This window comes from Trinickia dabaoshanensis (assembly GCF_002879885.1).
Lineage (GTDB): Bacteria > Pseudomonadota > Gammaproteobacteria > Burkholderiales > Burkholderiaceae > Trinickia > Trinickia dabaoshanensis.
The window spans coordinates 14,423-36,607 of record NZ_PNYA01000017.1 but is presented as its reverse complement, the minus strand read 5'-3'; the positions used below and the strand labels follow the sequence as shown (position 1 = coordinate 36,607).

The window sequence follows — 22,185 nt, the reverse complement described above, 5'->3', positions numbered from 1 at the left end:
TTGGCCGATAACGCGCCGGTCTGGCACCCGGCGTCCAATCGCGCTGGCGCGTTGCAGCACGCACCAGGGCCGACGGTTATCCTCACGAGCGCCGCCGAAATCATGCCAAAGCCAATCGATTGGCTTTGGCTGCATTGGTTGCCGCGCGGCAAGATCATCATCCTCGCGGGTCAACCAGGCGCTGGCAAGACGACGCAGGCATTGTCGATCGCAGCAACCGTCTCGGCTGGCGGCCTCTGGCCAGATGGAAGCCGCTGCACAGTTCCGGGCACCGTGTTGCTCTGGTCTTCCGAGGATGATTACCACGACACCCTGGTTCCGCGATTAATGGCCGCCGGGGCTGATCTGAACAACATTCGCTTCGTAGACAGAGTGGCTGATGAAACCGGCGAACTTTCCTTCTTCGACCCCGCCCGCGATGTCCAACTGCTTTCGGCAAAGCTGTCAGCGATCGGCGGCGCGCGCCTCCTGATCGTCGACCCGATCGTAAGCGCGGTTGCTGGAGACTCGCATAAAGCAAATGACGTGCGGCGCAACCTGCAACCGCTTGCCGACCTAGCTCGCGACCACGGCTGTGCCGTGCTCGGCGTGACGCATTTTCGGAAGGACTCGCACGGCACGTTGCCCTTGGACCGCGTGATCGGATCGCAGGCATTCGGCGCCGTCGCGCGCGTGGTACTGGTCGCCGCGTATGACGAAGCCGCACGCCGAGGCGTATTGGCGCGTGCCAAGACGAACCTCGGACCGGGTAGTGGTGGCTTCGCCTATACGCTCGAAGAATCGTCTGTCTGCGATGGCCGTATCACCACGAGCGTGGTGCGTTGGCGCGAGCAGGTACGCGGCCCTGCTCGCGACATTCTCGGCGCGGTCGAACCGTGCGACGAGAACGAGCGCAGCGAGCGTGAAGAGGCGGCCGCATTCCTTGCCGATCTGCTCGCCGACGGCCCGGTTGCAACGAAAGTCGTGCGCAAAGAAGCGGATGGAGCCGGACATGCATGGCGCACGATTGAACGCGCTAAGCGCGACCTCGGCATAGAGGCTGAGAAGCGCGGCTCGACGTGGTACTGGGTGCTTCCGGCCGTCGATTCCGTTAGCTCCGTCGAACCGACCGAAGACCGCCACGATGACTGACCCATTGGCGGCCTTCGAAGACCGTCAGCTTTCGAGACAAAAACACGTGGCGGTCTTGGCGGTCTTGGCGGCCTTCGAAGACCGCCACACGCTTGAAGACCGCCAACACTTTTTGATCAAGTGGCGGTCTTTGGCAGCCCCAGCAACCACGTGGGTTACAGCCCGAAAATGACGTGGCGAACTTCGAAGACCGCCACACCTCTGCCCTCCCCCGCGCGCGAGGGACACCGGACGCCTGGGGATGCTAGTGCGCATGAGGTGGGGAAGGACGAAGCAATGACAGCCAGTGAAATCGTGACGCAAGGGAGAGAACCGTGATCGATAAGCATGCAACCGGCCTTAGCCGCTTTGGCAATCCGATCGCGAGAAGCCGGCGCGATGCCCGGCGAATCATTGCCCAGGGCGGGCCAAACATGGGTTATCGGCTCGGCTTAGTCGGCGAACGACTGATAGCGGCCTTTACCGAAATCGACGCCTGCACGACGCTGGAGCAGCGCCTGATGCTGATTGGCGCGAACCCGGCGGATGCGCGGGAAGTCGAAGCGGGACGCGATTCGATGCTGTATTTGCTTTGGGCGCACAGTCTCGAATCGTCGGCCATGCGCCGCGGTGATGAAAGTAACGACTTCGACCGCGCACCGTTGTATTGGGCAGTCAGCTTCGTGATGCTCGACGTGATAACGACGGACGAGGCGAAGCCTGGCGTAGATGCCGCGATGCGGCGCGCGTTCGGTGTGACGTTCGAGGAGTTGGCGGCAAGAGGGAACCATGATTGACGGCTTGATCGCAGGACGGCTTTACGGCAAGCCTACCGAACGCAGAGGGCAAAGCGACAAGGCGTTCGTCGTTGCGAAGATCCGCGTCGCCACTGTCGACGGCGAGTCGTTGTTCGTGAACGCAATCGTGTTTTCCGACTCGGCCAAGGCTGCATTGTTGACCCTCGATGACGGCGATTCGGTGTCACTCAGCGGGACCCTGACGCCGAAGGTATGGACCGATAAGAACGGCGAGGTGAAACCGGCCCTCGACATGACCGCGCACGCCGTGCTGACGGCCTACCACGTAAAGCGCAAGCGTGACGCATTGGCGCAGCCGTCTAGTCCGAAGTCGGGCGGTGAAGAGCGACCGTTTGCTACCGGAAAGCGGAACGGGACGCGCGCGTTCCACGGTGATTCGTCGAGCACTTCCCTGGCGGACGACGATCTGGATTTCTAGCCCAACTGAACGTCTCGGCGCTTGCATATGCAGGCCAGCCGCGCATAATTCGCGCATGGAAACCGAAGGGCTCATGCCTTCTCTTCAGCCGTTGCAATGGCGTGCCCCTTGCGAGGCGCCGATCGCTTTGAAGCCCCTGCTCGATCGCAGCGACGGTGTTGTCGAGAACGTGATTGTTCGACTCGCTCTGGATCGACGTTACCCATTGCGCGGGCAGCGGTATCGGCTTGCCCGGTACACGCTCGTGGGCGGAGTCGGTTGGTGGATCGACGCAGCAACACAACGCCCCTTGTATGGCGTCATCGGTTTTCGTCTTGCCGAGTAGGTCCGCCGCCTTCAATCGCTGATGGAGGATCGATATGTCAGCCTCAACCCCGATCGTCTGGAACGACCCGAGCACGGCCGTGACATTGCTTGCGCCGCTCATCGTCGACAACGGTATCAACAACGTGCTGGTCAAGTGTGACCCGGCCAGCCCGCATTACGGCCAAGGGCCGAAATATCGGCAAGCCCGTTTCGCCCTTGATGGCGGCGGCAACGCATGGTGGATCGATGCTGCAAGCGGTCTGCCTCTGTACAACTGCGTGGTGGGATTTGCGCTCGGCGAATGACGGCGAACCTCGCGCGCGCGTCGTGACAGCACGCGGCCTTTCAATTTCGTTGAAGGAGAACAGGATCATGCAATCGATCGTCACCAAGAGCGCCGAACTGCTCGGCCGTATTGCGAAGTCCGGACTGCTCCAGCAGGAGGAAGACAAGCTCGACACGGAATCCTCCAAGATCGAGCAGCGTCGCGCATGGGCGGCCGAGTTGGCCGGCATCTCGGCGCGGCGCAAGAAGGAATTGCCAGCGCTCGCCGTAGCCGCGGAGAAAGCCCGGTGCGCCGAACTAGAAGCGTGGGACGCGGCGACGAAAGCGCGTGAAGCCTCGCAAGTCGCAATGCTGCGCTCGATGATGGCGCAGAGCGCGCTCGACGGTCGCGAAGCGCAACTCACGTGGCTGCTGGAAGGTCATCAGCATCCGATCGTTCCTGACCAAGATCCGGATAAGAACATGCCGACCGTCTTGGTGTACTTGCACAACGTTGACGAGCAGGTGGCGTTGATGCTCGAAACGTTGCGGCACGCTTGCCGCGCGACGCATGAGCGCACTGAACGCGATAGCTGGGGACGTGAGCGTTTCGTCGACATCTATAACAACGATGAGATCGCGGCCGTCCGGCAAGAGCTGGAAGCGATCCGCGATGCTCTGCGTCTGTCGATGCACCGCGCCGATCTCGATCCGCCAAAGCAGCGCCGGGAAGCGGATGACCTGTTGCGCAAGGCCGAGCAGATCGCAATTCCGGTCTTTCAAGGCAGTCCAGCCGAAGACATCTTTCGTCGCGAACGTGAGCGCTTGTTCGGCGTCAAGAAGGCAGCCTAATCCATCAGGGGGCGCGTCGAGGTTGGTGACGCATCTGGCTCCAGCGTGTCGAAGAATCGACGAACGTCAAAACAGCACGAACGCACGCCGTTTTCAGACGCTTGAGCTTACGAGTGGTTGCAAATCGCGTTTTCAGGGGAGCCGTCGATCGACGATCGGCGGCTCCCATCGGCAGGCATGTTTGGATTGGTCGATCACTGCGATGGCATGAACGCGCCGGTCTGCGTATCGATGTACCCACCTGCCACCGATGGATAGAACGCTCCGCTCTGTGGATTGACCACGCCGCCGGTTGCAGGCGGCAAATACTGTCCGGTCGTTACGTCGATCGCGCCTTGAGGCATCGGAGGAGGTGGAGGCGGCGTGTACACGTTGCCGTAGTACTGGCCCGTCTGCGGATCGTAGACCTGCGCGATAGCCGAGTGACTCGCAATGGTGCCAGCCCACGCTAGGGCGACGATAGTGTATTTGAGCATGTTGTCCCCCGTAATGCCCGGATGGGCCGTTGACAAAGTACGATGAGACGCAGTCGCGGTCTGTGTCGTGGCGTACGATGCGAGTACGACCCACGAAACGCCCCGCGCCTGATTCGGCGCGCCGGAGTGGCCTGCCCGGGGGTTGGGGGGGATGAAATCCCTAGGGGCTTGCCCGCCGCGACCGCGACCATGGGCGGAGTTTCTGCTCCGCAGGTTAAGGGAGGGGGAGTCGTCAAAGGAGAAGCGCAACATGCCAGGACCACGACCAACGCCGACCGCGCTCAAGCTGGTGCGCGGCAACCCAGGCAAACGAGCATTGCCGAAGAACGAAGCGCGCCCTTCGCTCGATGCGAGGATGCCAGATTGGCTGTCGCCTGATGCGGCCAAGCACTGGCCCGCCGTCGCGAAGCAATTGCACGACGCCGGACTGCTCACTGCGATCGATGTGACGGCGCTCGGGCTGTACTGCGAAGCGTTTGCGCGCTGGAAGGACGCGAACGCGCGGATCGTGAAGTACGGCACCGTCGTTAAGTCTCCGAACGGCTACCCTATCCAATCGCCTTATTTGGCGATCGCGAACAAGGCGCACGAGCAGATGGCAAAGCTGCTCACCGAGTTCGGTATGACGCCATCGAGCCGGTCGCGTTGCACGGTGACGAAGCCGGACGACCCGAGCCCGTACGCGCGCTTCGTCAGGAATAAATGATAGGCGCGGTATCAGTCGGCGATCCGTAGTTTTCGAAAACACCTACCGATATGAGCGGCATCGTCAGACGTCGGCTATGCGAGCGGCCACCGCAGCCCTTTTACCGGAAAGGTCATCTGTCGATTCCCCTCCTGAAAAAATTCCGCTTCAATCGTGACTGTCTTGGCCTTCCTGAGCTTGGCAATGAATCGCGCAGCGCCCTCGATAAAGAGCAGGTTGGTTTCCCCGTCGTCCGCCTCCCCTGCGAAATATGGGGAGACCGCCCCGTCGTCAAATTTCACCTCGACGGAGCATCCATCAATGTGACAGAGGAATTGGCCTTTCGACACAAAGAGGATTACGTCCACTTGCTTGCCCTTCTGGCGCACCTCAAGACTCGGCGTGCTGCCTCCGTTATACGGAAATGAGAAGTGAAGCTTCTCGGTCGCGTCAACCGTTGCGGATGCCCAGTGTGTCCCGCGCATCTTGTCGGCCCCGTCCTCATATGACCACAGCGGGCCGTCTGCCAGGGCCGCAGCCTGGAGAGACGCCACCTCTGCCTGGGTAGCCGGCGCAGTTCCGCCGCCATCTTGGGCTGCGCTGGTCGCTCCGCCACTGGAATGGCCCGCCATCGTCCCGATCACCAGAATCGCCCCGAAGCCGAGCAGTACTTTCATTCCAAGCCCCATCTTCTTTTGCGGTACAGCACCGCAATTTGGGCATTTCTTGGCCTCTTCGCTTACCTGCGCCCCGCACTCCCTGCATTTGATCAGCGACATCTTGGTCCCCCTTTTCTGCGACCACAGCAACGGCTGCGATCCGAGCCAATCGTGCGAAATCCAACTGCTTGCCGGCTGTTGTCTATTTCGGTACGGCATCGAGGTCGAAAGCTCAGCGGCGTCGCTGTCGATGCCTACATATCCCATTCCTCAGTCTAGCGACATTGGGGTAGAACGAATGTGGTGCAGCCAACGAACTGGGCGAGCGGAAACGCGCAACGCATGGTGATACTTGGATGCCTTCGGCTATGCCTATCGTGCAAGCGACATTGCCGTGTGCGTCATGAACGTCATACCGATAAGCGACGTTTCGGGTGAAAGAATGTGAGCAATCGCGGCGTTCGCGCGATCATCTCCGCCGACGAGAGAGGGAAGATGAAGCTAGCGCTGCGCGGAGCCATCGCGCTTAACTTGATCGGCCAATTGTTGCCGGCCGCGGTTCCGCATACCATCTCGTCTGTCGCGGCGATTCCGATCACCGACTTGCGCGAAACGTTGCGGTCTTCGATCGTCTCGAACAGCGTGCTCGGCACGAGAGAGGGTGCGGCGGCGTCTATAGCGCGACGCCAGCCCATGGACTCCGCCTTGGACGATGCGGTCGGCGGCATTCTGAAATCGGTCAGGCAAAACGCCGTGTTTTTCGCGTGCTCGGGGCTCGTATTGGGGGGGCTTATAATCGACCGCGATTGATTCGAGTGGTGCAGTTTACGCTGCGTAACTCGATATGGGAGCGGCCCGCCGGACAGTTTGGCGACCGGATGGCGGGCCGCGTTTTTCAAACCTCACAAAGGAGGCTCGAATGGGGAATCACCTTGTAGCCGCTTCATGGCTTTATGCCGTGATGGCGGTCACATATGCCCTGATGGCTTTTATCCATCGATAAGCTGGCGATGCGGGTCCGCAAGCGGACCTGCATTCCAATATAACATGCTTTGCGGAAACGCCCCCCGACTCATCCGGTTGCGTAAGGGATCGGCGCGCGCGGCGGCCGCATTGATTGGGCAATCGCAGCATGCAAGAACAACGGCCGGGGGTCTCATGACATTCACGCACGCAATCCTCTTTGTGACGCTGCTGGGCCTCGCGTCGCCAGTGCCTAGTGCCGGCCTCCCTAAGGACTATGACCCCGCTGAAACGCGATGCGCTGGCTTTGATGACGCCGGCCTAAAGAAATTCATCGGCCAGCTCGATTATGCTGAGCTAGTGCTGCCGAACATCCCACCCGAAGAAGGCCGATACCTGACGGCAGAAAGTGCCGCCGCCAAGAAGATTTACGATGAGGAGTTGGAGCAGAACAACTGGAAAGCACCTCTACAGGGACAAGGAAACATGAGGTATGCGGCACTTGAAGCGCGGCCGCTTTACGTCGTCTGGGTCGTTCGCAAAGACATTGTGAAAGCAAAACAGGCGATTGCAGGGATTCTTGAACAGGGCGGCCCGCCACGGTCATACCGAAAAAATCAGGATGCGGAAAAGCTGGAACGCGCCACACGGGCGCTCCTCCCTGTGACTGACTACGCTCTCCACATGCAAGACTTGTTGACGAGACAAAACCTGATGCCCACCGACCGAATGCTCACGTCGGAACAGTGGACCCGGCTTTACAGTGGTGCCCTAACGCTTAATAGCGACTTGGGGTATTACATGAGTTGCAAGCTGGCGAAGATCATGGGGCGACAGTCGTTCGAATGAAAAGTTTAGTGTCGCGCGGTGATCTACGCGCTCTCGTTGGTCCGTCTATGTCCGGGCAGATGCGAACGGCGGTTCGTGGTCGAACTGAGGCGTCGGGGAAGTGCCAGTGCACGGCGATCCGCAACGTCAAAAGAGCGTGTCCGGCGTGGCTTTTATCTACCGTATGATTTTTCCATCTTCAATGCGCTTGTGAGGATATATGGCAATCGGCGGCGAACCGTTTTCCGACAAACTGATCGGCTGGATTGGGTCAGTAGTGGTCGCAGTGATCGTCTGGTTAATTCAGCGGGTCCTAACTCCGGGTGCAAAGATTCGCTTCTGGATACCGCATGACTTCGTCTTTTTGGTGCCGCCGCCCCAACCGCCGCAACTACCCCAACAGCAAGCACTGCCCCGCGAAGCTCAACCTCAGCCGCCAGCAGCAATACCAAGAGATCAGCCGGCACCCGCAGCCATTGCACAAGCTCCTGCAATAGTGGGCCAAGGCATCACGATACGAACGAGTACGCTAACTGTTCAGAATTTGGGGCGAAAGGTTGCGGAAAACGTCGAAATCATCCACCAGCAAAAACCCGATCACTTTCAGCTATTTCCGCAGCGGAACTACAGCGAAACGACCGCACCTGATGGCACGCACGTAGTAATGATAGAAACGCTTGCACGCAGAGAAGTGATCCAGATGCAGGTTTTAAGTTATGCACGCGCTCCATCACTCGTAACCGTTCGATCGAAAGATGGGCCTGGTAGGAACGTGCCGTTCCAGATATATCCGCAACTGCCCAGATCCGTGCTCTACGCCATACAAGTGATCATGTTAATCGGCGCAATGATGACGCTCTACTGGTTCGTGCGGGCCGCACTATTTCTGTCCCGTGCAAACGGGATGCTTTGACCAAATGCTCTGGAAACCACTTTTCGGGTCGCAGATAGTCGTCTCGCAGACGATGCTCTTTCGAGTTGATCGGATTCCATCGAAAAAAATGTTTTATGCCTGTGCAGGCCGCCAGATGAGCGCATGGAACCATGCGCTCATCGTCCGCCTAGAGTTCCAGTAATTCGATTTCGCGCCGACGTGCGGCCGCAAGCTCCGGCGCACGTGACACATTACCCGGTGGCGTCGGTTTTGATGCTGCAATGAAGCGCTGCCGTGCCTCTAAGTGTTCGGCGCGAGTAGGTGGGCGGACCGGCTTGCGCTGGCCGATGCGTCGTGCCAATTTGCCGACAACGTCATCGAGCGTCGCGATTCCGTCCACCATGCTCTCGCGGTCGGCTCGCTCCGCATCAAGTAGGCGCCCTTGTCCCATACCGTTGCGAACCGCCGACTCCGGCACGTTGCGATGCTTCGCGACCGCTTGGACGAACGACCGGTAGTAGCCATCGACGCGCATCTGCATGGCGGCGCGTGCATCGGCGCCGAGCGGTTGGAAAGGATTGCCTTCGGTTTTGTACTTGCCCGCCGCAATCAGTGTTGTTTGGATGCCGGCCTTGTCGAGCGCTTGCGACAAATCCTGGTGCGCGGCAATCACGCCGATCCCCCCGACTTCGCCGCCCGGCGTGACATAGCACTCGGTGGCCGCGCTCGCGATCCAGTAGGCACCGCTTGCGGCAAGACTATTCGCGATAGCGAAGATCGGCTTCCGAGTGCGCCAGCGGTAAATCTCCTCGGCCAGTTCGCCGATGCCGTACACGCTGCCGCCCGGCGAATCCATATCGATGACAATGCCGCGCACGGCTTGATCCGCGAGTGTGGCGCGCAACGCTTGCGTGAACCGTTGAACGCTCACTAGGCCGAGCAACTCACTCATTGCATCGGTGCGCTGAACGGCGATGCCGTAGAACGGTAGAACGGCGATGGCGTCGTTGGCCGCTGCATAGGTCTGTGCCTGGGGTATCGCACGTTGGCCGCCGCTGCGGACATCGAGCAGCGCCGCCCGTACAAACGGCAGACGATCGGGCAGGATGGCCCACGGGCCGGATAGAACTTCAGCGATGTCTTGCTGCATAACGTTCTCCCTTCTGGCGAGCGACCGCATCCGCGTGGTGTCGCACTACTTCGCGCCTCAAGGTGCGCAGTGGCGTTCAAAGAATTCTAGGCCCCGCCCCGTGCCTTGTGTTTTTGCGCGTTCTTGAAATTTTGATTCTGGCTGCTACGGTTTACTCGTGTTCCGGCTGTTCGTCTTTTGGGGCGAACCGATCGCGGTGAGGTGAGGCATGGTACGAGCAGCCAGATCAACGGCTGCATCGGGTGTGGGCGATGGGGCTCCGGGACATACCGATCTCCCCATCCTTTTGGAATTTTTACCCCCTCCAAAAGGAGAGCCTCATGATGCAATCTGTACCGAAGGACCATCCCGATAACGAGTACCAAACGGACCTTGCTCGCTTGCGTGCTTCCCATAAGCAATTCTCCGAGGCGTCGTGTCTGTCAGGCCGCGCAGCGGGCATGTACTGGGCGAGGAAGCGCGGTGAGTACGGTGATTTGCGGCGCGTCGCGAAGCTTGGCGAAGCGCTCGAGCAACGCGAGGACGTTGACATGCAGCAGTTGGCCGAGGCTATCGAGGGCGACTGCGTGAGTGGCCGGGACATTGACGAGTTGGCGGAACGTCTCTTCGATCACGTCGATCCACACCCGGATGAAATTCGAGGCTTTATCGAAGGTGTGGCCGAGGTATTGGCCGACATGTAAGCAGAGCCGCAGTCATGTTGTAGCGCCCGGCCCGTAGAAGCTGCGAGCCGGGCATTTTCACGCAATGAGACGCTATGAACGCGAACGTCATCGATGAGAGACAGATTCAGCTTGCGATCGTGAAGCTGCGCATCGCGCAAACGCATGTGATAGAGGCATTGGCGAAGAACCCCGACGACGCAAGCCTCAATGGCGTCTGGGAATCGATCGAAACGGCGATCATGGAACTCGGTTCCGGCGACTAGCACAAGGGAACGCCTGGTGAAGCGCCAGAGGCTCGGCGGGCCAAGTGCATCGGTGCGCTGTGCGCTCACGTCATAAAGCGGCAAGGTCGCGACCGCGCCGCGTTCACGCTACTTTGGGGACTGGTGTCGCATATACAGATTTGTCTCTCGTGGGGGATGCTACGATTGCGGCCCATTCCCTAACACGCGGAGAAAATCGATCGATGGCCTCGGTCAAAATCGACTTGGGTTCTGGTGAACAAGCAATTCTCTCCGAACGAGCCGCCTCGGGCATCGTGACGGCAAGGCACCAGCGGGACGCCGAGGAATTCTTGCGGCGCTGGCCGCGGACACGCTCGGTCCATCAGGAGCGAGATTACCTCCGGCAACTCCGACTTCACGCGGGATACAACCCGCCCGGCGTGAATTCCAGCGATACGAGCGCCTTGCTTCGGTCGGCAGTGGAAACCGGCAGAGTCACCGTCGCAATCGAACGCGCGACAAAGCGATTTGGAGGGGCCATTGGTTCGCCTCAGCCGACGCGCGGGAGCGGCGCGATTGGGTCTTCCCGTCAGTCATTCGCTGAAATGGCTACGGGCGCAGGCGGCACGTCCGCGATGTTGAGCGATGCGGCTTCTGCCCCCAAGTCCTACTCGTGGATGCAAAGCTACAACGACGTTAGCGCCAACGATCTGATCAACTACATCCAGAGCGTGGTCAGCGGGACGCCGGGCGAGGCCGTTGCTTCCGGCGCTGAACCGTCGACGCCTCTCGGAGACGCGCAACCATTCGAGTACGCGGAAGACTTTCCGGGTGGTGACGTTGAAGAGTTAGCGGCATCGACCAACAACCCGAACTACGCGGCGAAAATGCTCGGCTACGACCGCAACACCTTCGGGAACATGCTCCACGCAATGAAGGATTACAACGAGCTGCGGGGAGACGACAATGTCATCTGGCATGACAATGGCGACGTCGAATTCAACGGTCAAATCATCGACAACATGCATGGCTGGGCGCCTTGAGGAAACGAAATGTCATCGAAGCACCAACGCGCACACGCAACGTTCGCGATCTATCAGGATGTTGAACCACCCGAATTCTGGACGGCATATTTCGGCGTCAAGCCGGATATTTCAGCCGTAAAGGGGGAGCGCAGAGTCACTCCGTCTGGCAAGATCAGCGATTTTCCAGCAAGGGTTGGCGTGTGGGGGATCAAGAGTCAGACAGCCATTCGCAGCGATTCCTTGGAACCGCATCTTCGCTATCTCGTTGAACGCTTGGCGCTTCCTCGCCCAGACTTGCGGGCAATCATCGAGCGCACGAGCGCTCGCATGCGCTTCTTCTGCTACTGGGACAACGAAACGGGGGAGCGGGTACCTGACGTACCGGACGACATCCGGGCGCTCATCGAGTCGCTCGGCGGGACGGTTGAAATTGACGAATATCGGTAGCCGTCTCAAGCGGCATAAAGCGGTCGTCGTTTGATTGTATGCATGATGCGGCGGCGACCGTCTCGCAGATGCCCCATAGACGCGCCAGAACGGCGCAGGACGGGACGGCGGCACATACGTCGGGCATCGCGAGCAACCTCTGCTCGCGCCCCTTACGATAGTTCCATGCAATTGGCGATCCCCATTTTTTGCGTATAGCCATACGTATAACTTATTGTCCAGGCGTACGAACCCCTTACAGATAGGCCGTTCCCAAACATGTTCGAGTCCTCTCCTGGCACCAAGTATTTTAAAAAGGTCAGCTTTAGCTGGCCTTTTTTCATTTTTCAGCCCAGGAAGCAAAGTGCCTGCGCACTTTGCGTGGGGACTCGAAAGGCTGCGCTTGCAAGCGCAGCCGGGGTCGCGCGAGTGTGACCGAGTCCTCTCCTGGGCACCAAGTATTTTAAAAAAGTCAGCTTTAGCTGGCCTTTTTTCATTATTACGCCCAGGAAGCAAGGTGCCTGCGCAGTGTCAGCTAATTGACACTGCGACCGGAGCCTCGCCGAAGCGGTAGCTCGAAGCAGTTATGGCGCCCATGAAGGCGCGCTCGTGATAGACCCGGGTGCCGGCATCGTCGCCAGCGGCGCCGACCGCGACCATAAGCGGGATCAAATGGTCTTCGCGAGGATGGGCGGCACGCGCCGCCGGCGCGTTCGACCAGTCCATCAAACGACGCCTGCGTTCCGGCGGCTTTGAATGGACCAGCGTCTCATCAAGCCATTGATCGAACGTTGCGGAAGCAACCACCCCAGCCCCGCTGAGAATGCTCCGGGTGTCGTGAAAGCTAAAACCGCTACCGACGATCAGCACACCCTGGTCGCGCAATGGAGCAATCAGTTCACCGACCCGGATGTGCTCAGCCGGATCGAAGTCCGCTTTCATCGAGAGCTGCACCAAAGGCACCTGAGCCTCGGGATATAAGACGTGCATCAGCGAGAACGTGCCGTGATCATAGCCGCGCCTGGGGTCGAGCCCGGACGGCATGCCACCGCGTTCGAGAATGGCACGTACCGTCTCTGCCAGTTCCGGCTCGCCGGGCGCATCGTAACGGATGCGGTAGGTGTGTTCGGGAAACCCGACATAATCGTAGTGCATCGATGGATGGCTGGCAGAAGACAGCCAAAACCGGTCCGCCTCCCAATGTCCGGAGATCATCAAGACAGCGCGCGGCAGTTCACCGAGTTCCTTGCGGACATCGTGGAGCGATTTTTCAAGCTGGTCATACACGCCGGGCCGAAAATCTTTCATCCATGGCCAAGGCCCGCCACCATGGGAGAGGAAGTATGTCGGTAGTCGATGGTGCATCTGGGTCACTTCGCGGACGAGCGTATCGGACTGGTGGGCCTGCTGCTGTCGATAGGCAGAAGGTTCACGGGTTCCTGGCTCCTGTTGATAATCAGGCTAAAGTATCTGCCTGCCCCGATCGCCCCGCAAGAACGCACAGATTTGATACCTAAGGCACATGAATGTGACTGATAAAGCTCTCGAAGACGCGCCCGTTCCTCGCCAGGCTGGTGCCTGCCTCAAGGTCTCGCAGATCATCGGCCGCATCGGCGACAAATGGACCGTGATGGTCATCATCGTGCTGCGCAAGCGCGGACACCGGTTCAACGAGCTCAAGCGCGAGATTGACGGTATTTCCCAACGAATGCTCACGCTCACGCTGCGAAACATGGAACGTGACGGCCTCGTCACGCGAACTGTCACGCCCTCCATCCCGCCTCGGGTCGATTACGAACTGACGGACGTCGGTAGATCCCTGGCGGAACCGGTCAAGGTCCTGGGTGAGTGGGCTTTCGAGAACCTCGGGCGCATCGCTGTCGCCCAGGCGTCGTACGATGCCCGAAGCAGCGGGAGCGCATTTGCGACATAGCCTTCAGTTCTTTCAAACGCCGCATAACGCGGTTCCGATGCGCAAAACCGTGAGGTTGAGAAATGGACAAAAGCCGCCGGCGGTTACTTGGCGCAGGCCTGTCAAGTGCTGCATCGCTTGCCTTGGCGGGTACGAAACACTTCGAGCCGATATCCGCGGCGGGCACGGCTGGGGCAATTGACCTGTGGCCCACGGATCGCATCCCGGGTGGCCCGGGCCCCGGTGGTCCCGAAAGGCTCGATGGCAAGGGCGCAGTAACGAACGTGTCCCGACCGAGACTAAACGTCTATGTGCCGAAACGCCCGAACGGCACCGCGGTTCTGGTCGTTGCAGGTGGCGGATATACCCACATCGAACTCGGCGCAGAAAGTACGCCGGCTTGTCTCTGGCTACAGTCGGTGGGGATAGTCGCTTTCGAACTGGTCTATCGATTGCCGCGCGATGGATGGAGTCCAATGGCACCTTTGCAAGACGGCCAGCGCGCGATGCGCATTCTTCGATCGACCGCTTCGTCTTATGGCGTCGATCCCAATCGCATCGGTTTGATTGGCTTCTCCGCGGGAGGGCACCTGTCAGGCATGACGGCCGTGTCGGGCGCAACTGAACGATATCCGAAGGTCGATGAAACGGACAGGACGTCGCCGACGCCGGATTTCGCCGGCCTCATCTATCCAGTGTTGAGTCTGATGCCTCCGTTTGACAGGACGGAAACGCGACGTCAGCTCGTCGGCCGACATCCGGATCTTGAACGAAGCGCAGAATTGTCGGTAGACCAGCACGTCAGTCCGAGCACCTGCCCGATATTTCTTGCACAAGCGAAAGACGATCCCGTCTCCCCGATCGACAACAGTTTGCTGATGTTCAATGCCTTGCGGAAGAACGACATCCCGTCTGAACTGCACGTTTTCCAGGCAGGCGGGCATGGTTGGGGCATGGGTCAGCCCGGCACCCCGGTGCATGCGTGGCCGAAATTATTTATCTCGTGGCTCCGGTTCAATAATCTGCTAGTAACCGATGCCTGATCGTCCTGGGCCTGTCAGCTCGCATGGATTATGCGCTGTGGGAGATCGAACAGGAACGACTTACCGGACAGATCAAGGAGATTGAAATGTTGTATGAGCTAACCACGCTTTCGTGTTCACTTCTCGAACAGGACGCCATATCCGATGGCGCCCGGCGCTGGCTGTCGGATACCAGCGCGAAGGGTATCCTTCTTGGATCATGGCGAACGGAAATCGGCGAGCTCGGGAGCATCATCGTCCTGCGCAAGTTCGAGACCATGGACGAACTCCGGCATGAACGTGAGCGGACTTATATGGACGAGCGGCCATTTCATACCGGCAACCCGCACGTCCGGATAGACACGGAAACCTATAGGTTGTTTCCATTTTTGCCAGACGTCGAACCGACGAAATTTGGCGAATTTTATGAGTTTCGCCGTTACTGGTTGAAATCCGGTGGAATCGCGCCAACCATCGCTGCCTGGGAGAAAGCCATCGGCCCGGCCAAGGCTTACACCTCGCATTTGGTCGCAAACATGTACGCACTCGACGGCCCACCTCGCATTGCCCACATCTGGGGATTTTCCAGCTTGGCGGAGCGTATGGCGTTACGGGCGCATCACTATGCAGCAGGGTTATGGCCGCCTGTCGGCGGCCCTCAGCAGATCGAGAAGGCGACCTCGACGATCTGCCTGCCTGATGCGTGGTCGCCGATGCGCTGAATTAGCAGGCGCTAGCGATGGAGCTTCGCCATTCGATCCCAAGGGGGTTCATCGCCAAACGCTTCCGTGAGGTAGTCGACAAAGCGGCGCACTTTGAGCGGTATGCGCCGCGCGCTCGGATACACCGCCTGGATCGCTAACTCAGTGGCACGGTAGGCCGGCAACAGCGGCACGAGTTCGCCCCGACGCAGGTGCTCGCCGAACACGAAGCTTGGACCGTACGCGATGCCGGCGCCGGCGAGCGCGGCGGCGAGAAGCATTTGCGTGTTGTTGGCCGCGATCCTGCAAGGCCCGTCGATGATATGCGCGCGGTTTTTCGCGTCGAACAACGTCCAGTCACCGGCCGACACGGCCTCGCTGAAAGCGAGTCGCGGCGCTCGCAGCAAGTCGCCAGGCTTGCGTGGCGCCCCATGCCGCTCGAGGTACGCGGGCGAGGCGCACACGACCATTCGACACGGCGCAAGGCGGCGTGTCACGAGTGCTGGATCCTGAAGGCGCCCGATCCGGATCGCAACGTCGACACCCGCTTCGATGAGGTCGACATAGCGGTCTCCGAGAAGCACTTCCACGTTCACTTGCGGATGGTCCTCCACATAGCGGGCAAGCACTTCTCCCAAATGCATCGCGCCGAACGTGACGGGCGCCGCGACGCGCAAAACGCCGCGCGCGGTACCTTGCGAATCGCTCGCTTCCCGGTTCGCCTCGTCGAACGCCTCGAGGATTTGCTTGCAGCGCTCATAGTAAGTCTGGCCCGTGTCGGTCAAACTCAGACGGCGCGTGGTTCGTTGGAGCAACCGCGCATTCAGTTCGGACTCGATTGCGCTCACGTGCTTGCCGGCCATCGCCGCCGATAGCCCGAACCGCCGCGCCGCGGCAGCAAAGCTGCCTTCTTCCACCGCGGCGACGAACACCCCGAGACTCGTCAGTCGATCCATTGCTTCTCCCAATTCGATAGCGCGATTATCGACTGTCGCTACTGATGCCGCAATTATCAAATATGTGACGGGGGTCTAATATCGACACGACTCATGAGGCGCGGCGCCATCAACAGCTTCAAAGGAAAAACATCTTGAGTACCCCGTCAATCGTTACGATCCCGATCCTGCCATTTGGCATGGTCCATTGCCACCTGGTCATCGGTGAAACGGGCTGCGTTCTCGTCGACACCGGCACGCCGGGGTCCGAGGGGAAGATCGAGCGCGCCTTGAAAGAGAATGGCCGCGGTTTTCGCGACGTCACCTTGATCGTCATCACGCATGCCCATACGGACCATGCCGGATCGGCTGCCCGACTACGTGAACTCACGGGCGCGCCGATCCTTGCCCATGCAGGAGATCTGGACTACTACGAGCGGCGCAAGGAAATGACGTACTGCGTCGCCCATTGGTGGGGACCGCTCTTCTTGCGCTCCGGGGTGCCTGGTGAGCCCTACCTGCCCTTCACGCCCGACATCCTGCTGCAGGACAGCGCGAGTTTCGATCTGAGCGGCTATGGAATCGACGGCCGGGCAAGGCACACCCCCGGCCACACAGCAGGCTCGGTCTCGGTTGAACTCACCAGTGGCGACGCATTGGTCGGCGACTTGGTCGCATCGGGCGTCTTGCTTGGCGGAATCATGCGCAAGACCCACGCCATGCGTCCTCCCTTCGAGGACGACCCGAAAGCTGTCGGCGCGGAATTGATGGGCATGGTCGACGCGGGAATGCAACGCTTCCACATGGGCCACGGAGGCCCGCTGGCCGCCGAGGAAGTGCGCCGACACGCTCACTCACTGCAAGTCCTTGGCCCCGGCCGCAGATACGGAATGAAGGCGATCGGTTGCGCCTGTTCCAGGAGCAAGCTCATGCAGATTGCCGACTAAGAATCGAGACCTTCAAGGGATTCACCGTGCCGCTCATTCATCCACGATACAAAGTCGCCGTTGTTCAGGCAGCCCCGATCTGGCTCGACCTCGAAGCCGGCATCGACAAGACCATTGCGCTCATCAACGAGGCTGCAGCGAACGGCGCCAAGCTCGTCGCCTTCCCGGAAACCTGGCTGCCCGGCTATCCGTGGCATATCTGGATGGGGGCGCATGCTTGGCAGGTAAGCCGTGGCTTCGTTCAGCGATACTTCGACAATTCGCTAAGCTACGACAGCCCGGAGGCCCTACGGCTGCGCGCCGCAGTCAGGCAGGCCGGCATCACAGCGGTCATCGGCGTTTCCGAGCGAAGCGGCGGCAGTCTTTACATGGGGCAATGGATCATCGGCGCCGACGGCGAGACCATCGCCGCTCGCCGCAAGCTGCGCCCCACTCATGTGGAGCGTGCCGTGTTCGGCGAAGGCGATGGATCGGATCTGTCGGTGCATCAGATCGAAGGCCTCGGACGTGTGGGTGCGTTGTGCTGCTGGGAGCATCTGCAGCCGCTGTCGAAATACGCGATGTACGCGCAAAACGAGCAAGTGCACGTTGCGGCATGGCCGAGCTTTTCCAACTATGAGCCGTTCGCTCACGCCCTCGGGTGGGAAGTCAACAATGCCGCGAGCAAAATCTACGCGGTCGAGGGATCGTGCTTCGTACTGGCACCCTGCGCTGTCGTAACACAAGCGATGATCGACGACCTATGCGACACACCGGAGAAGCACGGATTCAACCACGTGGGCGGTGGTCATGCGATTATTTACGGGCCCGACGGGAGCGCGCTCGTCTCGAAGCTGCCGGAGGACAGCGAGGGCATTCTGTACGCGGACATCGATCTTGCGGCCATCGTCGTGTCGAAGAACGCCGCCGATCCCGCCGGGCATTATTCCCGCCCCGACGTTACTCGCCTGATGATCAATAGAACCCCTATGAGACGCGTCGAAGCGTTAACGCTACCTGTCGACGGTTCCGAGACCGGAACGGTGTCGGGCCAGGACAACTAGGGAGTCGAACACGACATCGGCGCGCGAGTGGCGGCAATGCTGACAGACGGCGCCGTTGCCCGACGGTCGTGCCCACAGCGGCCCCGGCTCAGCAGCAGTACGTCAAGAACAGCGCGTTACGCCCTGTACAACGATTCTCCCGCGCGGAGGAAAATCACGGTTCAGGCCAATCTATCAGTCCGATCCTAAATTCAGGCGAAAAGCTGGTATTCGTCCCGCAGGACCTGCTCTGCGATCCGCCGTTCTCCGGCTTGGATCTCATCACCTGCCGCAATCTGTTCATCTACCTAGAGCACGAGACGGTCAAAGACATCCTGTTCCTTCTGCATAGCGCCTTGCGCGACGGCGGATTACTTTTCCTCGGCAAAAGCGAGGCCTATCCGCTCGAACCCTGCTCAGTCTGCCGGCGGGCGAGCCTTCCCTCAAGTTGATCGATCTCGTGCCGCGGGAATGGACGGCGCGGCTTCGGCATTGCATCGATCACGTGCGGGAGACCCACGAGCCGATGACCGTGAACGACCTGCTCGACCACTCCGGCGGTGCCCCGGTAAGCGTGCGGCTCACCCCGCTGCAAATGTCCGGCAGCAGCGCGTGGGATCGTATGTTGGTTTCGTTCATCCGGGAAATGGATGCGCCCGATGCGCTCGGTCCGGACGGCTCCTCTCTCCTTCACGACGATCTGGGCCTCGCCACGGGCATCGACTGGGAGGGTGAAGCCAGGATGTCGCGCGAGGAACTCGATGCGTCGCCCGAAGAACTGCAAGCACTCAACGAAGAACTGAAAGCGTCCAACGAGCAACTCAACGACAGCAACGAAGACCTAAACCGGGCGAACGCCGAGTTGCAGCAGAACATCGCGCAGCTCGCGATGCAAAATCGCGTCTTGCTCTGCGGCGTGGTGATGGCCGTCTTTCTCGATCTCGATTTGAAGCTCCGATGGTTCACGCCGTCGATGCAGGACGTCTTTCCTCTGATACCCGCCGACGTCGGCCGAAAGATCGCCGAACTCGTTCCAAAATTCCGGGACCGGGACTTTTACGAACACATCCAATGCGTGCTTCACGACGGCGCGCCACGAGAAGCAGTCATTCACGACAAGCACGACCGGTGCTTTTTGCGCAAGATCTACCCCTACCTCGACGCGGCCGGCACGATTGCCGGCGTGGCGGTCACGTTTGACGATATTGCGGCCATTGCGCTTTTATCCGGCCGGCGGCTGCCGAATCTCGCACTCTGAGTGCCGCGCGGTTTCACGGGTCGTAAGTGAGCCGAGAAACGACAATTGATTTCGCCTTTACCTCACCGCAAAACCGCCCCACCCACCCGCTCGCAAATCGTCGATTCAACGCCGCGATACGTCGCGCGCCGCACGGGTGCATAACCGCACTTCTCGGCCACACGCAGCGATAGCGCGTTCTGCGGATCGATCATGCAAATGGTCCGGCCGTTCGGCCAGCGGCGGTCGGCCCAGCGTGTCGCGGCGCGCACCGCTTCGGTCGCATACCCCTTGCCGTGCACGCGCGGCACGAGCGCCCAGCCCGCCTCCGGTGCGCCGCTGGACGTCGGACCTAGATCGCGGTGATAGTCGGCGAAACCCACTTCGCCGATGTAAGAGCCGGTCTCGCGCTCGAGTACCACCCAATAGCCGTAATCGAGCATCTGCCAGTGCCCGACGTAGCGCAGCAGCCGTGCCCACGTTTCCTCGCGCGTGAACGAACGGCCGCCGATAAAACGCGTCACCTCGGCATCGGACCACATCGCGACGCTGCGTTCGAAGTGCTCGCGGCTCGGTAGCCGCAGCATGAGGCGTTCTGTGTCGATTTCTCGATCGGAATGGGACATTGAAGCGAATCCGAATAAAACGAAGAGAGAAACGTGCGCCCGCCCAACCCGTTACGACAGCGAGCGCCCCCCGTACCGCGTCACTCGTCCATCAAACGAACTTTGACCTTCTTGCCTTTGACCTTGCCTGCGCTGAGCTTGCGCAGCGCGTCGCGCGCGATGCCGCGCTCCACCGCGACGTACGTCGAATACTCGGTCACGTTGATCTTGCCGATCTGTGCGCCGCTGAAACCCGCTTCGCCCGTCAACGCACCCAATACGTCGCCGGGGCGGATCTTTTCTTTGCGCCCGCCGAGAATTTGCAGCGTTTCCATCGGCGGCAAGAGCGGCTTGTTATCCGCCACGGTCAATTCGGCGAGCGGATGCCATTCGACCTCGCGTTTTTGCGCGTGCTCGATCGCACCCACTCTCCCCATCTCGTTCATGCTCGCGAGACTCAGTGCCCAACCGTCCTGATCCGCTCGGCCCGTGCGGCCGATGCGATGCACGTGCACTTCGGGATCGGGCGTGACATCGACGTTGATGACGGCTTCGAGTTGCGTGAAGTCGAGCCCGCGCGCGGCAACGTCGGTAGCCACCAGCACCGAGCAACTACGATTCGCGAATTGAATCAACACTTGATCGCGGTCGCGTTGATCGAGTTCGCCATGCAACGCCAACGCATGAAACCCCTGCGCGCGCAGCACGTCGAGCAAGTCGCGGCATTGCTGCTTGGTGTTGCAAAACGCGATCGTGCTCACGGGACGGTAATGGTTGAGCAACATGCCGACCGCATGCAGCCGTTCGTCCTCGGTCACCTCATAAAAACGCTGGCGAATCTTGCTGTCGTCGTGGCGCTCCTCGAGCCTCACCTCTTTCGGGCTTCGCAAGAACCGTTGGCTCAGTTTGGCGATTCCCTCCGGATACGTCGCGGAAAACAGCAACGTTTGACGTTCCTTCGGACATTGGCTCGCGACCGTTGCGATGTCGTCGTAAAAACCCATGTCGAGCATTCGATCCGCTTCGTCGAGCACGAGCGTATTCAGCGCGCTCAACGTGAGACTGCCGCGCGTCAAATGATCCATGATGCGCCCCGGCGTGCCGACGACGATATGCGCGCCATGCCCGAGGCTCGCCGTCTGCGGCGCCATCGGGGTTCCGCCGCATAGCGTCAACACCTTCACGTTTTCCTCGGCCCGCGCCAGGCGGCGGATCTCTTGCGTGACCTGGTCGGCGAGTTCTCGCGTCGGGCACAGCACCATCGCTTGCACGTCGAACCGGCGCGCGTCGAGCCGTGCGAGCAGCGCGAGCGAAAACGCCGCCGTCTTGCCGCTGCCGGTCTTCGCCTGAGCGATCAGGTCGTGCCCCGCCAGCGCGATCGGCAGACTGGCGGCTTGGATCGGCGTCATTACGGCGTAGCCGAGTCGATCGAGGTTGGCGAGCGTGGCTGGCGCGAGGGCAAGCTCGCTGAACGGCATGGCCGTCGGTTTGTTTGTCATGTCGTAGCGTTACTTCAAATAAACGAGCCGAGCACAGCCGTGAGCCGCGCGCGGTATGCAATCAGCGGTACGTCGCCTTGGTGGATTGAAGCTTCGTCAAGACGCCACCTTTCAAACGGAACCACCCTTGCGGGCTTTGCATGACGACGTCCTCGCCTTGCCAGAATACACGTCGCACGCTCAAGCGCTTGCCCGCGGGCTGCACGAGCGGAGGACGACGGCGGAAGTCGTATAGGACGGGGCCCGAATCGGTCATGACGAGCGAACGGGCGACGGCTTCGGTGCCTTCGTTTGTCTCGTCGAAATGCGTCAGGGCGTGCGCGCCGAAGCGGTCGAACGCCTTGCCGTCGAGCGATGCGACATAGTCGCCGCCGGCGCGCTCGAATTGCACGCTTCCCGCGGGGGTGACGAACGGTCCGGCCGCATCGCTTTGCGCATGAGCGCCCGCCGCGAAACAGGTCGCCGCGAGCGCACCCAGGAACAGTCGTCTCATGATTTCCTTCTAGAGTCGGCGGATTTGCGCGCAAGTCCCGCCAATGACAGCGTTGCGGTGTCCGCTAGC

Annotated in this window: 29 protein-coding genes; 20 read left to right on the top strand and 9 right to left on the bottom strand. The window is 60.4% G+C overall.

What is annotated here, in order from left to right; all coding sequences use genetic code 11:
* The 6 genes from C0Z18_RS18530 (at position 1) to C0Z18_RS18505 (ending at position 3,768) form a co-directional block, all read left to right on the top strand.
* On the top strand, positions 1-1,131 hold the full coding sequence (locus tag C0Z18_RS18530) for an AAA family ATPase (RefSeq protein WP_233217382.1): 1,131 nt from the start codon (positions 1-3) through the stop codon (positions 1,129-1,131).
* 314 nt (positions 1,132-1,445) lie between these two features.
* Positions 1,446-1,907, top strand: a complete 462-nt coding sequence (locus C0Z18_RS18525) for a hypothetical protein (RefSeq protein ID WP_146014046.1) — start codon at positions 1,446-1,448, stop codon at positions 1,905-1,907.
* Entirely contained in the window at positions 1,900-2,346 is a 447-nt protein-coding gene (locus C0Z18_RS18520) for a single-stranded DNA-binding protein (RefSeq protein WP_102646884.1), read from the top strand. Before C0Z18_RS18525 ends, C0Z18_RS18520 begins: the two co-directional genes overlap by 8 nt.
* A 73-nt stretch (positions 2,347-2,419) precedes the next feature.
* Entirely contained in the window at positions 2,420-2,671 is a 252-nt protein-coding gene (locus C0Z18_RS18515; protein ID WP_146014045.1) for a hypothetical protein, read from the top strand.
* A gap of 34 nt (positions 2,672-2,705) precedes the next feature.
* Positions 2,706-2,957, top strand: coding sequence for a hypothetical protein (locus C0Z18_RS18510; RefSeq protein WP_102646882.1), 252 nt, complete (start codon positions 2,706-2,708; stop codon positions 2,955-2,957).
* 67 nt (positions 2,958-3,024) lie between these two features.
* Complete coding sequence (locus C0Z18_RS18505) at positions 3,025-3,768, top strand: hypothetical protein (RefSeq protein ID WP_102646881.1); 744 nt, start codon at positions 3,025-3,027, stop codon at positions 3,766-3,768.
* A gap of 194 nt (positions 3,769-3,962) precedes the next feature.
* On the opposite strand, the gene C0Z18_RS18500 is transcribed toward C0Z18_RS18505, so the two are convergent.
* Complete coding sequence (locus tag C0Z18_RS18500; protein WP_102646880.1) at positions 3,963-4,244, bottom strand: hypothetical protein; 282 nt, start codon at positions 4,242-4,244, stop codon at positions 3,963-3,965.
* A 250-nt stretch (positions 4,245-4,494) separates the two neighbouring features.
* On the opposite strand from C0Z18_RS18500, the gene C0Z18_RS18495 reads away from it, so the two are divergent.
* Positions 4,495-4,950 (top strand): phage terminase small subunit P27 family, encoded by a 456-nt coding sequence (locus C0Z18_RS18495; protein WP_102646879.1) that lies wholly within the window; start codon positions 4,495-4,497, stop codon positions 4,948-4,950.
* Between the two features lie 74 nt (positions 4,951-5,024).
* Here C0Z18_RS18495 and C0Z18_RS18490 read toward each other — a convergent pair whose 3' ends face one another.
* On the bottom strand, positions 5,025-5,708 hold the full coding sequence (locus C0Z18_RS18490) for a zinc ribbon domain-containing protein (protein WP_158244262.1): 684 nt from the start codon (positions 5,706-5,708) through the stop codon (positions 5,025-5,027).
* A gap of 290 nt (positions 5,709-5,998) precedes the next feature.
* Positions 5,999-6,487: a hypothetical protein gene (locus C0Z18_RS32730; protein ID WP_146014044.1), complete on the bottom strand. Its 489-nt coding sequence runs from the start codon at positions 6,485-6,487 to the stop codon at positions 5,999-6,001.
* Between the two features lie 259 nt (positions 6,488-6,746).
* On the opposite strand from C0Z18_RS32730, the gene C0Z18_RS18480 reads away from it, so the two are divergent.
* Together C0Z18_RS18480 and C0Z18_RS32725 are read left to right on the top strand one after the other, a co-directional pair.
* The gene (locus tag C0Z18_RS18480) at positions 6,747-7,400 is read left to right on the top strand and encodes a hypothetical protein (protein ID WP_102646876.1); all 654 of its coding nucleotides are present in this window, start codon (positions 6,747-6,749) and stop codon (positions 7,398-7,400) included.
* A 199-nt stretch (positions 7,401-7,599) separates the two neighbouring features.
* Entirely contained in the window at positions 7,600-8,292 is a 693-nt protein-coding gene (locus C0Z18_RS32725) for a hypothetical protein (RefSeq protein WP_146014043.1), read from the top strand.
* Positions 8,293-8,440: 148 nt separating this feature from the next.
* Here the strand turns inward: C0Z18_RS32725 and C0Z18_RS18470 are convergent, their stop codons facing one another.
* On the bottom strand, positions 8,441-9,403 hold the full coding sequence (locus tag C0Z18_RS18470; protein ID WP_102646874.1) for a S49 family peptidase: 963 nt from the start codon (positions 9,401-9,403) through the stop codon (positions 8,441-8,443).
* Between the two features lie 320 nt (positions 9,404-9,723).
* On the opposite strand from C0Z18_RS18470, the gene C0Z18_RS18465 reads away from it, so the two are divergent.
* From C0Z18_RS18465 to C0Z18_RS18455, 4 genes are all read left to right on the top strand, one after another.
* Positions 9,724-10,086: a hypothetical protein gene (locus C0Z18_RS18465; protein WP_146014042.1), complete on the top strand. Its 363-nt coding sequence runs from the start codon at positions 9,724-9,726 to the stop codon at positions 10,084-10,086.
* A gap of 74 nt (positions 10,087-10,160) precedes the next feature.
* Positions 10,161-10,331, top strand: a complete 171-nt coding sequence (locus C0Z18_RS32980) for a hypothetical protein (RefSeq protein WP_158244261.1) — start codon at positions 10,161-10,163, stop codon at positions 10,329-10,331.
* A gap of 203 nt (positions 10,332-10,534) precedes the next feature.
* Entirely contained in the window at positions 10,535-11,335 is an 801-nt protein-coding gene (locus C0Z18_RS18460; protein ID WP_102646872.1) for a hypothetical protein, read from the top strand.
* Positions 11,336-11,344: 9 nt separating this feature from the next.
* A complete protein-coding gene (locus tag C0Z18_RS18455; RefSeq protein ID WP_102646871.1) occupies positions 11,345-11,764 on the top strand; it encodes a DUF4279 domain-containing protein in 420 nt (139 codons plus the stop codon).
* 510 nt (positions 11,765-12,274) lie between these two features.
* Here the strand turns inward: C0Z18_RS18455 and C0Z18_RS18450 are convergent.
* Positions 12,275-13,051, bottom strand: a complete 777-nt coding sequence (locus tag C0Z18_RS18450) for a DODA-type extradiol aromatic ring-opening family dioxygenase (RefSeq protein ID WP_233217381.1) — start codon at positions 13,049-13,051, stop codon at positions 12,275-12,277.
* Positions 13,052-13,265: 214 nt separating this feature from the next.
* Here C0Z18_RS18450 and C0Z18_RS18445 point away from each other — a divergent pair, with 214 nt between their 5' ends.
* The 3 genes from C0Z18_RS18445 to C0Z18_RS18435 all read left to right on the top strand — a co-directional run bounded on the left by C0Z18_RS18445 (position 13,266) and on the right by C0Z18_RS18435 (position 15,399).
* The gene (locus C0Z18_RS18445) at positions 13,266-13,676 is read left to right on the top strand and encodes a winged helix-turn-helix transcriptional regulator (protein ID WP_102646869.1); all 411 of its coding nucleotides are present in this window, start codon (positions 13,266-13,268) and stop codon (positions 13,674-13,676) included.
* Between the two features lie 62 nt (positions 13,677-13,738).
* Positions 13,739-14,698 carry an alpha/beta hydrolase gene (locus C0Z18_RS18440; RefSeq protein WP_102646868.1) on the top strand — a complete coding sequence of 320 codons (960 nt, stop codon included), beginning with the start codon at positions 13,739-13,741 and terminating at the stop codon, positions 14,696-14,698.
* 23 nt (positions 14,699-14,721) lie between these two features.
* Complete coding sequence (locus C0Z18_RS18435) at positions 14,722-15,399, top strand: NIPSNAP family protein (RefSeq protein WP_233217380.1); 678 nt, start codon at positions 14,722-14,724, stop codon at positions 15,397-15,399.
* 11 nt (positions 15,400-15,410) lie between these two features.
* On the opposite strand, the gene C0Z18_RS18430 is transcribed toward C0Z18_RS18435, so the two are convergent.
* Positions 15,411-16,334, bottom strand: coding sequence for a LysR family transcriptional regulator (locus C0Z18_RS18430; protein ID WP_102646867.1), 924 nt, complete (start codon positions 16,332-16,334; stop codon positions 15,411-15,413).
* A 134-nt stretch (positions 16,335-16,468) separates the two neighbouring features.
* On the opposite strand from C0Z18_RS18430, the gene C0Z18_RS18425 reads away from it, so the two are divergent.
* From C0Z18_RS18425 to C0Z18_RS33530, 4 genes are all read left to right on the top strand, one after another.
* On the top strand, positions 16,469-17,260 hold the full coding sequence (locus tag C0Z18_RS18425) for an MBL fold metallo-hydrolase (RefSeq protein WP_102646866.1): 792 nt from the start codon (positions 16,469-16,471) through the stop codon (positions 17,258-17,260).
* Positions 17,261-17,286: 26 nt separating this feature from the next.
* Positions 17,287-18,303, top strand: a complete 1,017-nt coding sequence (locus C0Z18_RS18420; protein WP_102646865.1) for a carbon-nitrogen hydrolase family protein — start codon at positions 17,287-17,289, stop codon at positions 18,301-18,303.
* Between the two features lie 68 nt (positions 18,304-18,371).
* Positions 18,372-18,734, top strand: a complete 363-nt coding sequence (locus C0Z18_RS33535; protein ID WP_233217379.1) for a CheR family methyltransferase — start codon at positions 18,372-18,374, stop codon at positions 18,732-18,734.
* A gap of 74 nt (positions 18,735-18,808) precedes the next feature.
* On the top strand, positions 18,809-19,540 hold the full coding sequence (locus C0Z18_RS33530; protein ID WP_233217378.1) for a PAS domain-containing protein: 732 nt from the start codon (positions 18,809-18,811) through the stop codon (positions 19,538-19,540).
* A 62-nt stretch (positions 19,541-19,602) separates the two neighbouring features.
* On the opposite strand, the gene C0Z18_RS18410 is transcribed toward C0Z18_RS33530, so the two are convergent.
* From C0Z18_RS18410 to C0Z18_RS18400, 3 genes are all read right to left on the bottom strand, one after another.
* Positions 19,603-20,145 (bottom strand): GNAT family N-acetyltransferase, encoded by a 543-nt coding sequence (locus C0Z18_RS18410; RefSeq protein ID WP_102646864.1) that lies wholly within the window; start codon positions 20,143-20,145, stop codon positions 19,603-19,605.
* Between the two features lie 80 nt (positions 20,146-20,225).
* Positions 20,226-21,623 (bottom strand): ATP-dependent RNA helicase DbpA, encoded by a 1,398-nt coding sequence (dbpA, locus tag C0Z18_RS18405; protein ID WP_102646863.1) that lies wholly within the window; start codon positions 21,621-21,623, stop codon positions 20,226-20,228.
* Between the two features lie 61 nt (positions 21,624-21,684).
* On the bottom strand, positions 21,685-22,116 hold the full coding sequence (locus tag C0Z18_RS18400; RefSeq protein ID WP_102646862.1) for a hypothetical protein: 432 nt from the start codon (positions 22,114-22,116) through the stop codon (positions 21,685-21,687).
* Positions 22,117-22,185: the final 69 nt, after the last annotated feature.

What these genes read in the sequence shown, in the direction of transcription:
- C0Z18_RS18520 (WP_102646884.1), top strand. Translation starts at nt 1,900, where the DNA reads ATGATTGACGGCTTGATCGCAGGACGGCTTTACGGCAAGCCTACCGAA.
- C0Z18_RS18515 (WP_146014045.1), top strand. Translation starts at nt 2,420, where the DNA reads ATGCCTTCTCTTCAGCCGTTGCAATGGCGTGCCCCTTGCGAGGCGCCG.
- C0Z18_RS18510 (WP_102646882.1), top strand. Translation starts at nt 2,706, where the DNA reads ATGTCAGCCTCAACCCCGATCGTCTGGAACGACCCGAGCACGGCCGTG.
- C0Z18_RS18505 (WP_102646881.1), top strand. Translation starts at nt 3,025, where the DNA reads ATGCAATCGATCGTCACCAAGAGCGCCGAACTGCTCGGCCGTATTGCG.
- C0Z18_RS18500 (WP_102646880.1), bottom strand. Translation starts at nt 4,244, where the DNA reads ATGCTCAAATACACTATCGTCGCCCTAGCGTGGGCTGGCACCATTGCG.
- C0Z18_RS18495 (WP_102646879.1), top strand. Translation starts at nt 4,495, where the DNA reads ATGCCAGGACCACGACCAACGCCGACCGCGCTCAAGCTGGTGCGCGGC.
- C0Z18_RS18490 (WP_158244262.1), bottom strand. Translation starts at nt 5,708, where the DNA reads ATGTCGCTGATCAAATGCAGGGAGTGCGGGGCGCAGGTAAGCGAAGAG.
- C0Z18_RS18480 (WP_102646876.1), top strand. Translation starts at nt 6,747, where the DNA reads ATGACATTCACGCACGCAATCCTCTTTGTGACGCTGCTGGGCCTCGCG.
- C0Z18_RS32725 (WP_146014043.1), top strand. Translation starts at nt 7,600, where the DNA reads ATGGCAATCGGCGGCGAACCGTTTTCCGACAAACTGATCGGCTGGATT.
- C0Z18_RS18470 (WP_102646874.1), bottom strand. Translation starts at nt 9,403, where the DNA reads ATGCAGCAAGACATCGCTGAAGTTCTATCCGGCCCGTGGGCCATCCTG.
- C0Z18_RS18465 (WP_146014042.1), top strand. Translation starts at nt 9,724, where the DNA reads ATGATGCAATCTGTACCGAAGGACCATCCCGATAACGAGTACCAAACG.
- C0Z18_RS32980 (WP_158244261.1), top strand. Translation starts at nt 10,161, where the DNA reads ATGAACGCGAACGTCATCGATGAGAGACAGATTCAGCTTGCGATCGTG.
- C0Z18_RS18460 (WP_102646872.1), top strand. Translation starts at nt 10,535, where the DNA reads ATGGCCTCGGTCAAAATCGACTTGGGTTCTGGTGAACAAGCAATTCTC.
- C0Z18_RS18455 (WP_102646871.1), top strand. Translation starts at nt 11,345, where the DNA reads ATGTCATCGAAGCACCAACGCGCACACGCAACGTTCGCGATCTATCAG.
- C0Z18_RS18450 (WP_233217381.1), bottom strand. Translation starts at nt 13,051, where the DNA reads ATGAAAGATTTTCGGCCCGGCGTGTATGACCAGCTTGAAAAATCGCTC.
- C0Z18_RS18445 (WP_102646869.1), top strand. Translation starts at nt 13,266, where the DNA reads ATGAATGTGACTGATAAAGCTCTCGAAGACGCGCCCGTTCCTCGCCAG.
- C0Z18_RS18440 (WP_102646868.1), top strand. Translation starts at nt 13,739, where the DNA reads ATGGACAAAAGCCGCCGGCGGTTACTTGGCGCAGGCCTGTCAAGTGCT.
- C0Z18_RS18435 (WP_233217380.1), top strand. Translation starts at nt 14,722, where the DNA reads ATGGATTATGCGCTGTGGGAGATCGAACAGGAACGACTTACCGGACAG.
- C0Z18_RS18430 (WP_102646867.1), bottom strand. Translation starts at nt 16,334, where the DNA reads ATGGATCGACTGACGAGTCTCGGGGTGTTCGTCGCCGCGGTGGAAGAA.
- C0Z18_RS33530 (WP_233217378.1), top strand. Translation starts at nt 18,809, where the DNA reads ATGACCGTGAACGACCTGCTCGACCACTCCGGCGGTGCCCCGGTAAGC.
- C0Z18_RS18410 (WP_102646864.1), bottom strand. Translation starts at nt 20,145, where the DNA reads ATGTCCCATTCCGATCGAGAAATCGACACAGAACGCCTCATGCTGCGG.
- dbpA (WP_102646863.1), bottom strand. Translation starts at nt 21,623, where the DNA reads ATGACAAACAAACCGACGGCCATGCCGTTCAGCGAGCTTGCCCTCGCG.
- C0Z18_RS18400 (WP_102646862.1), bottom strand. Translation starts at nt 22,116, where the DNA reads ATGAGACGACTGTTCCTGGGTGCGCTCGCGGCGACCTGTTTCGCGGCG.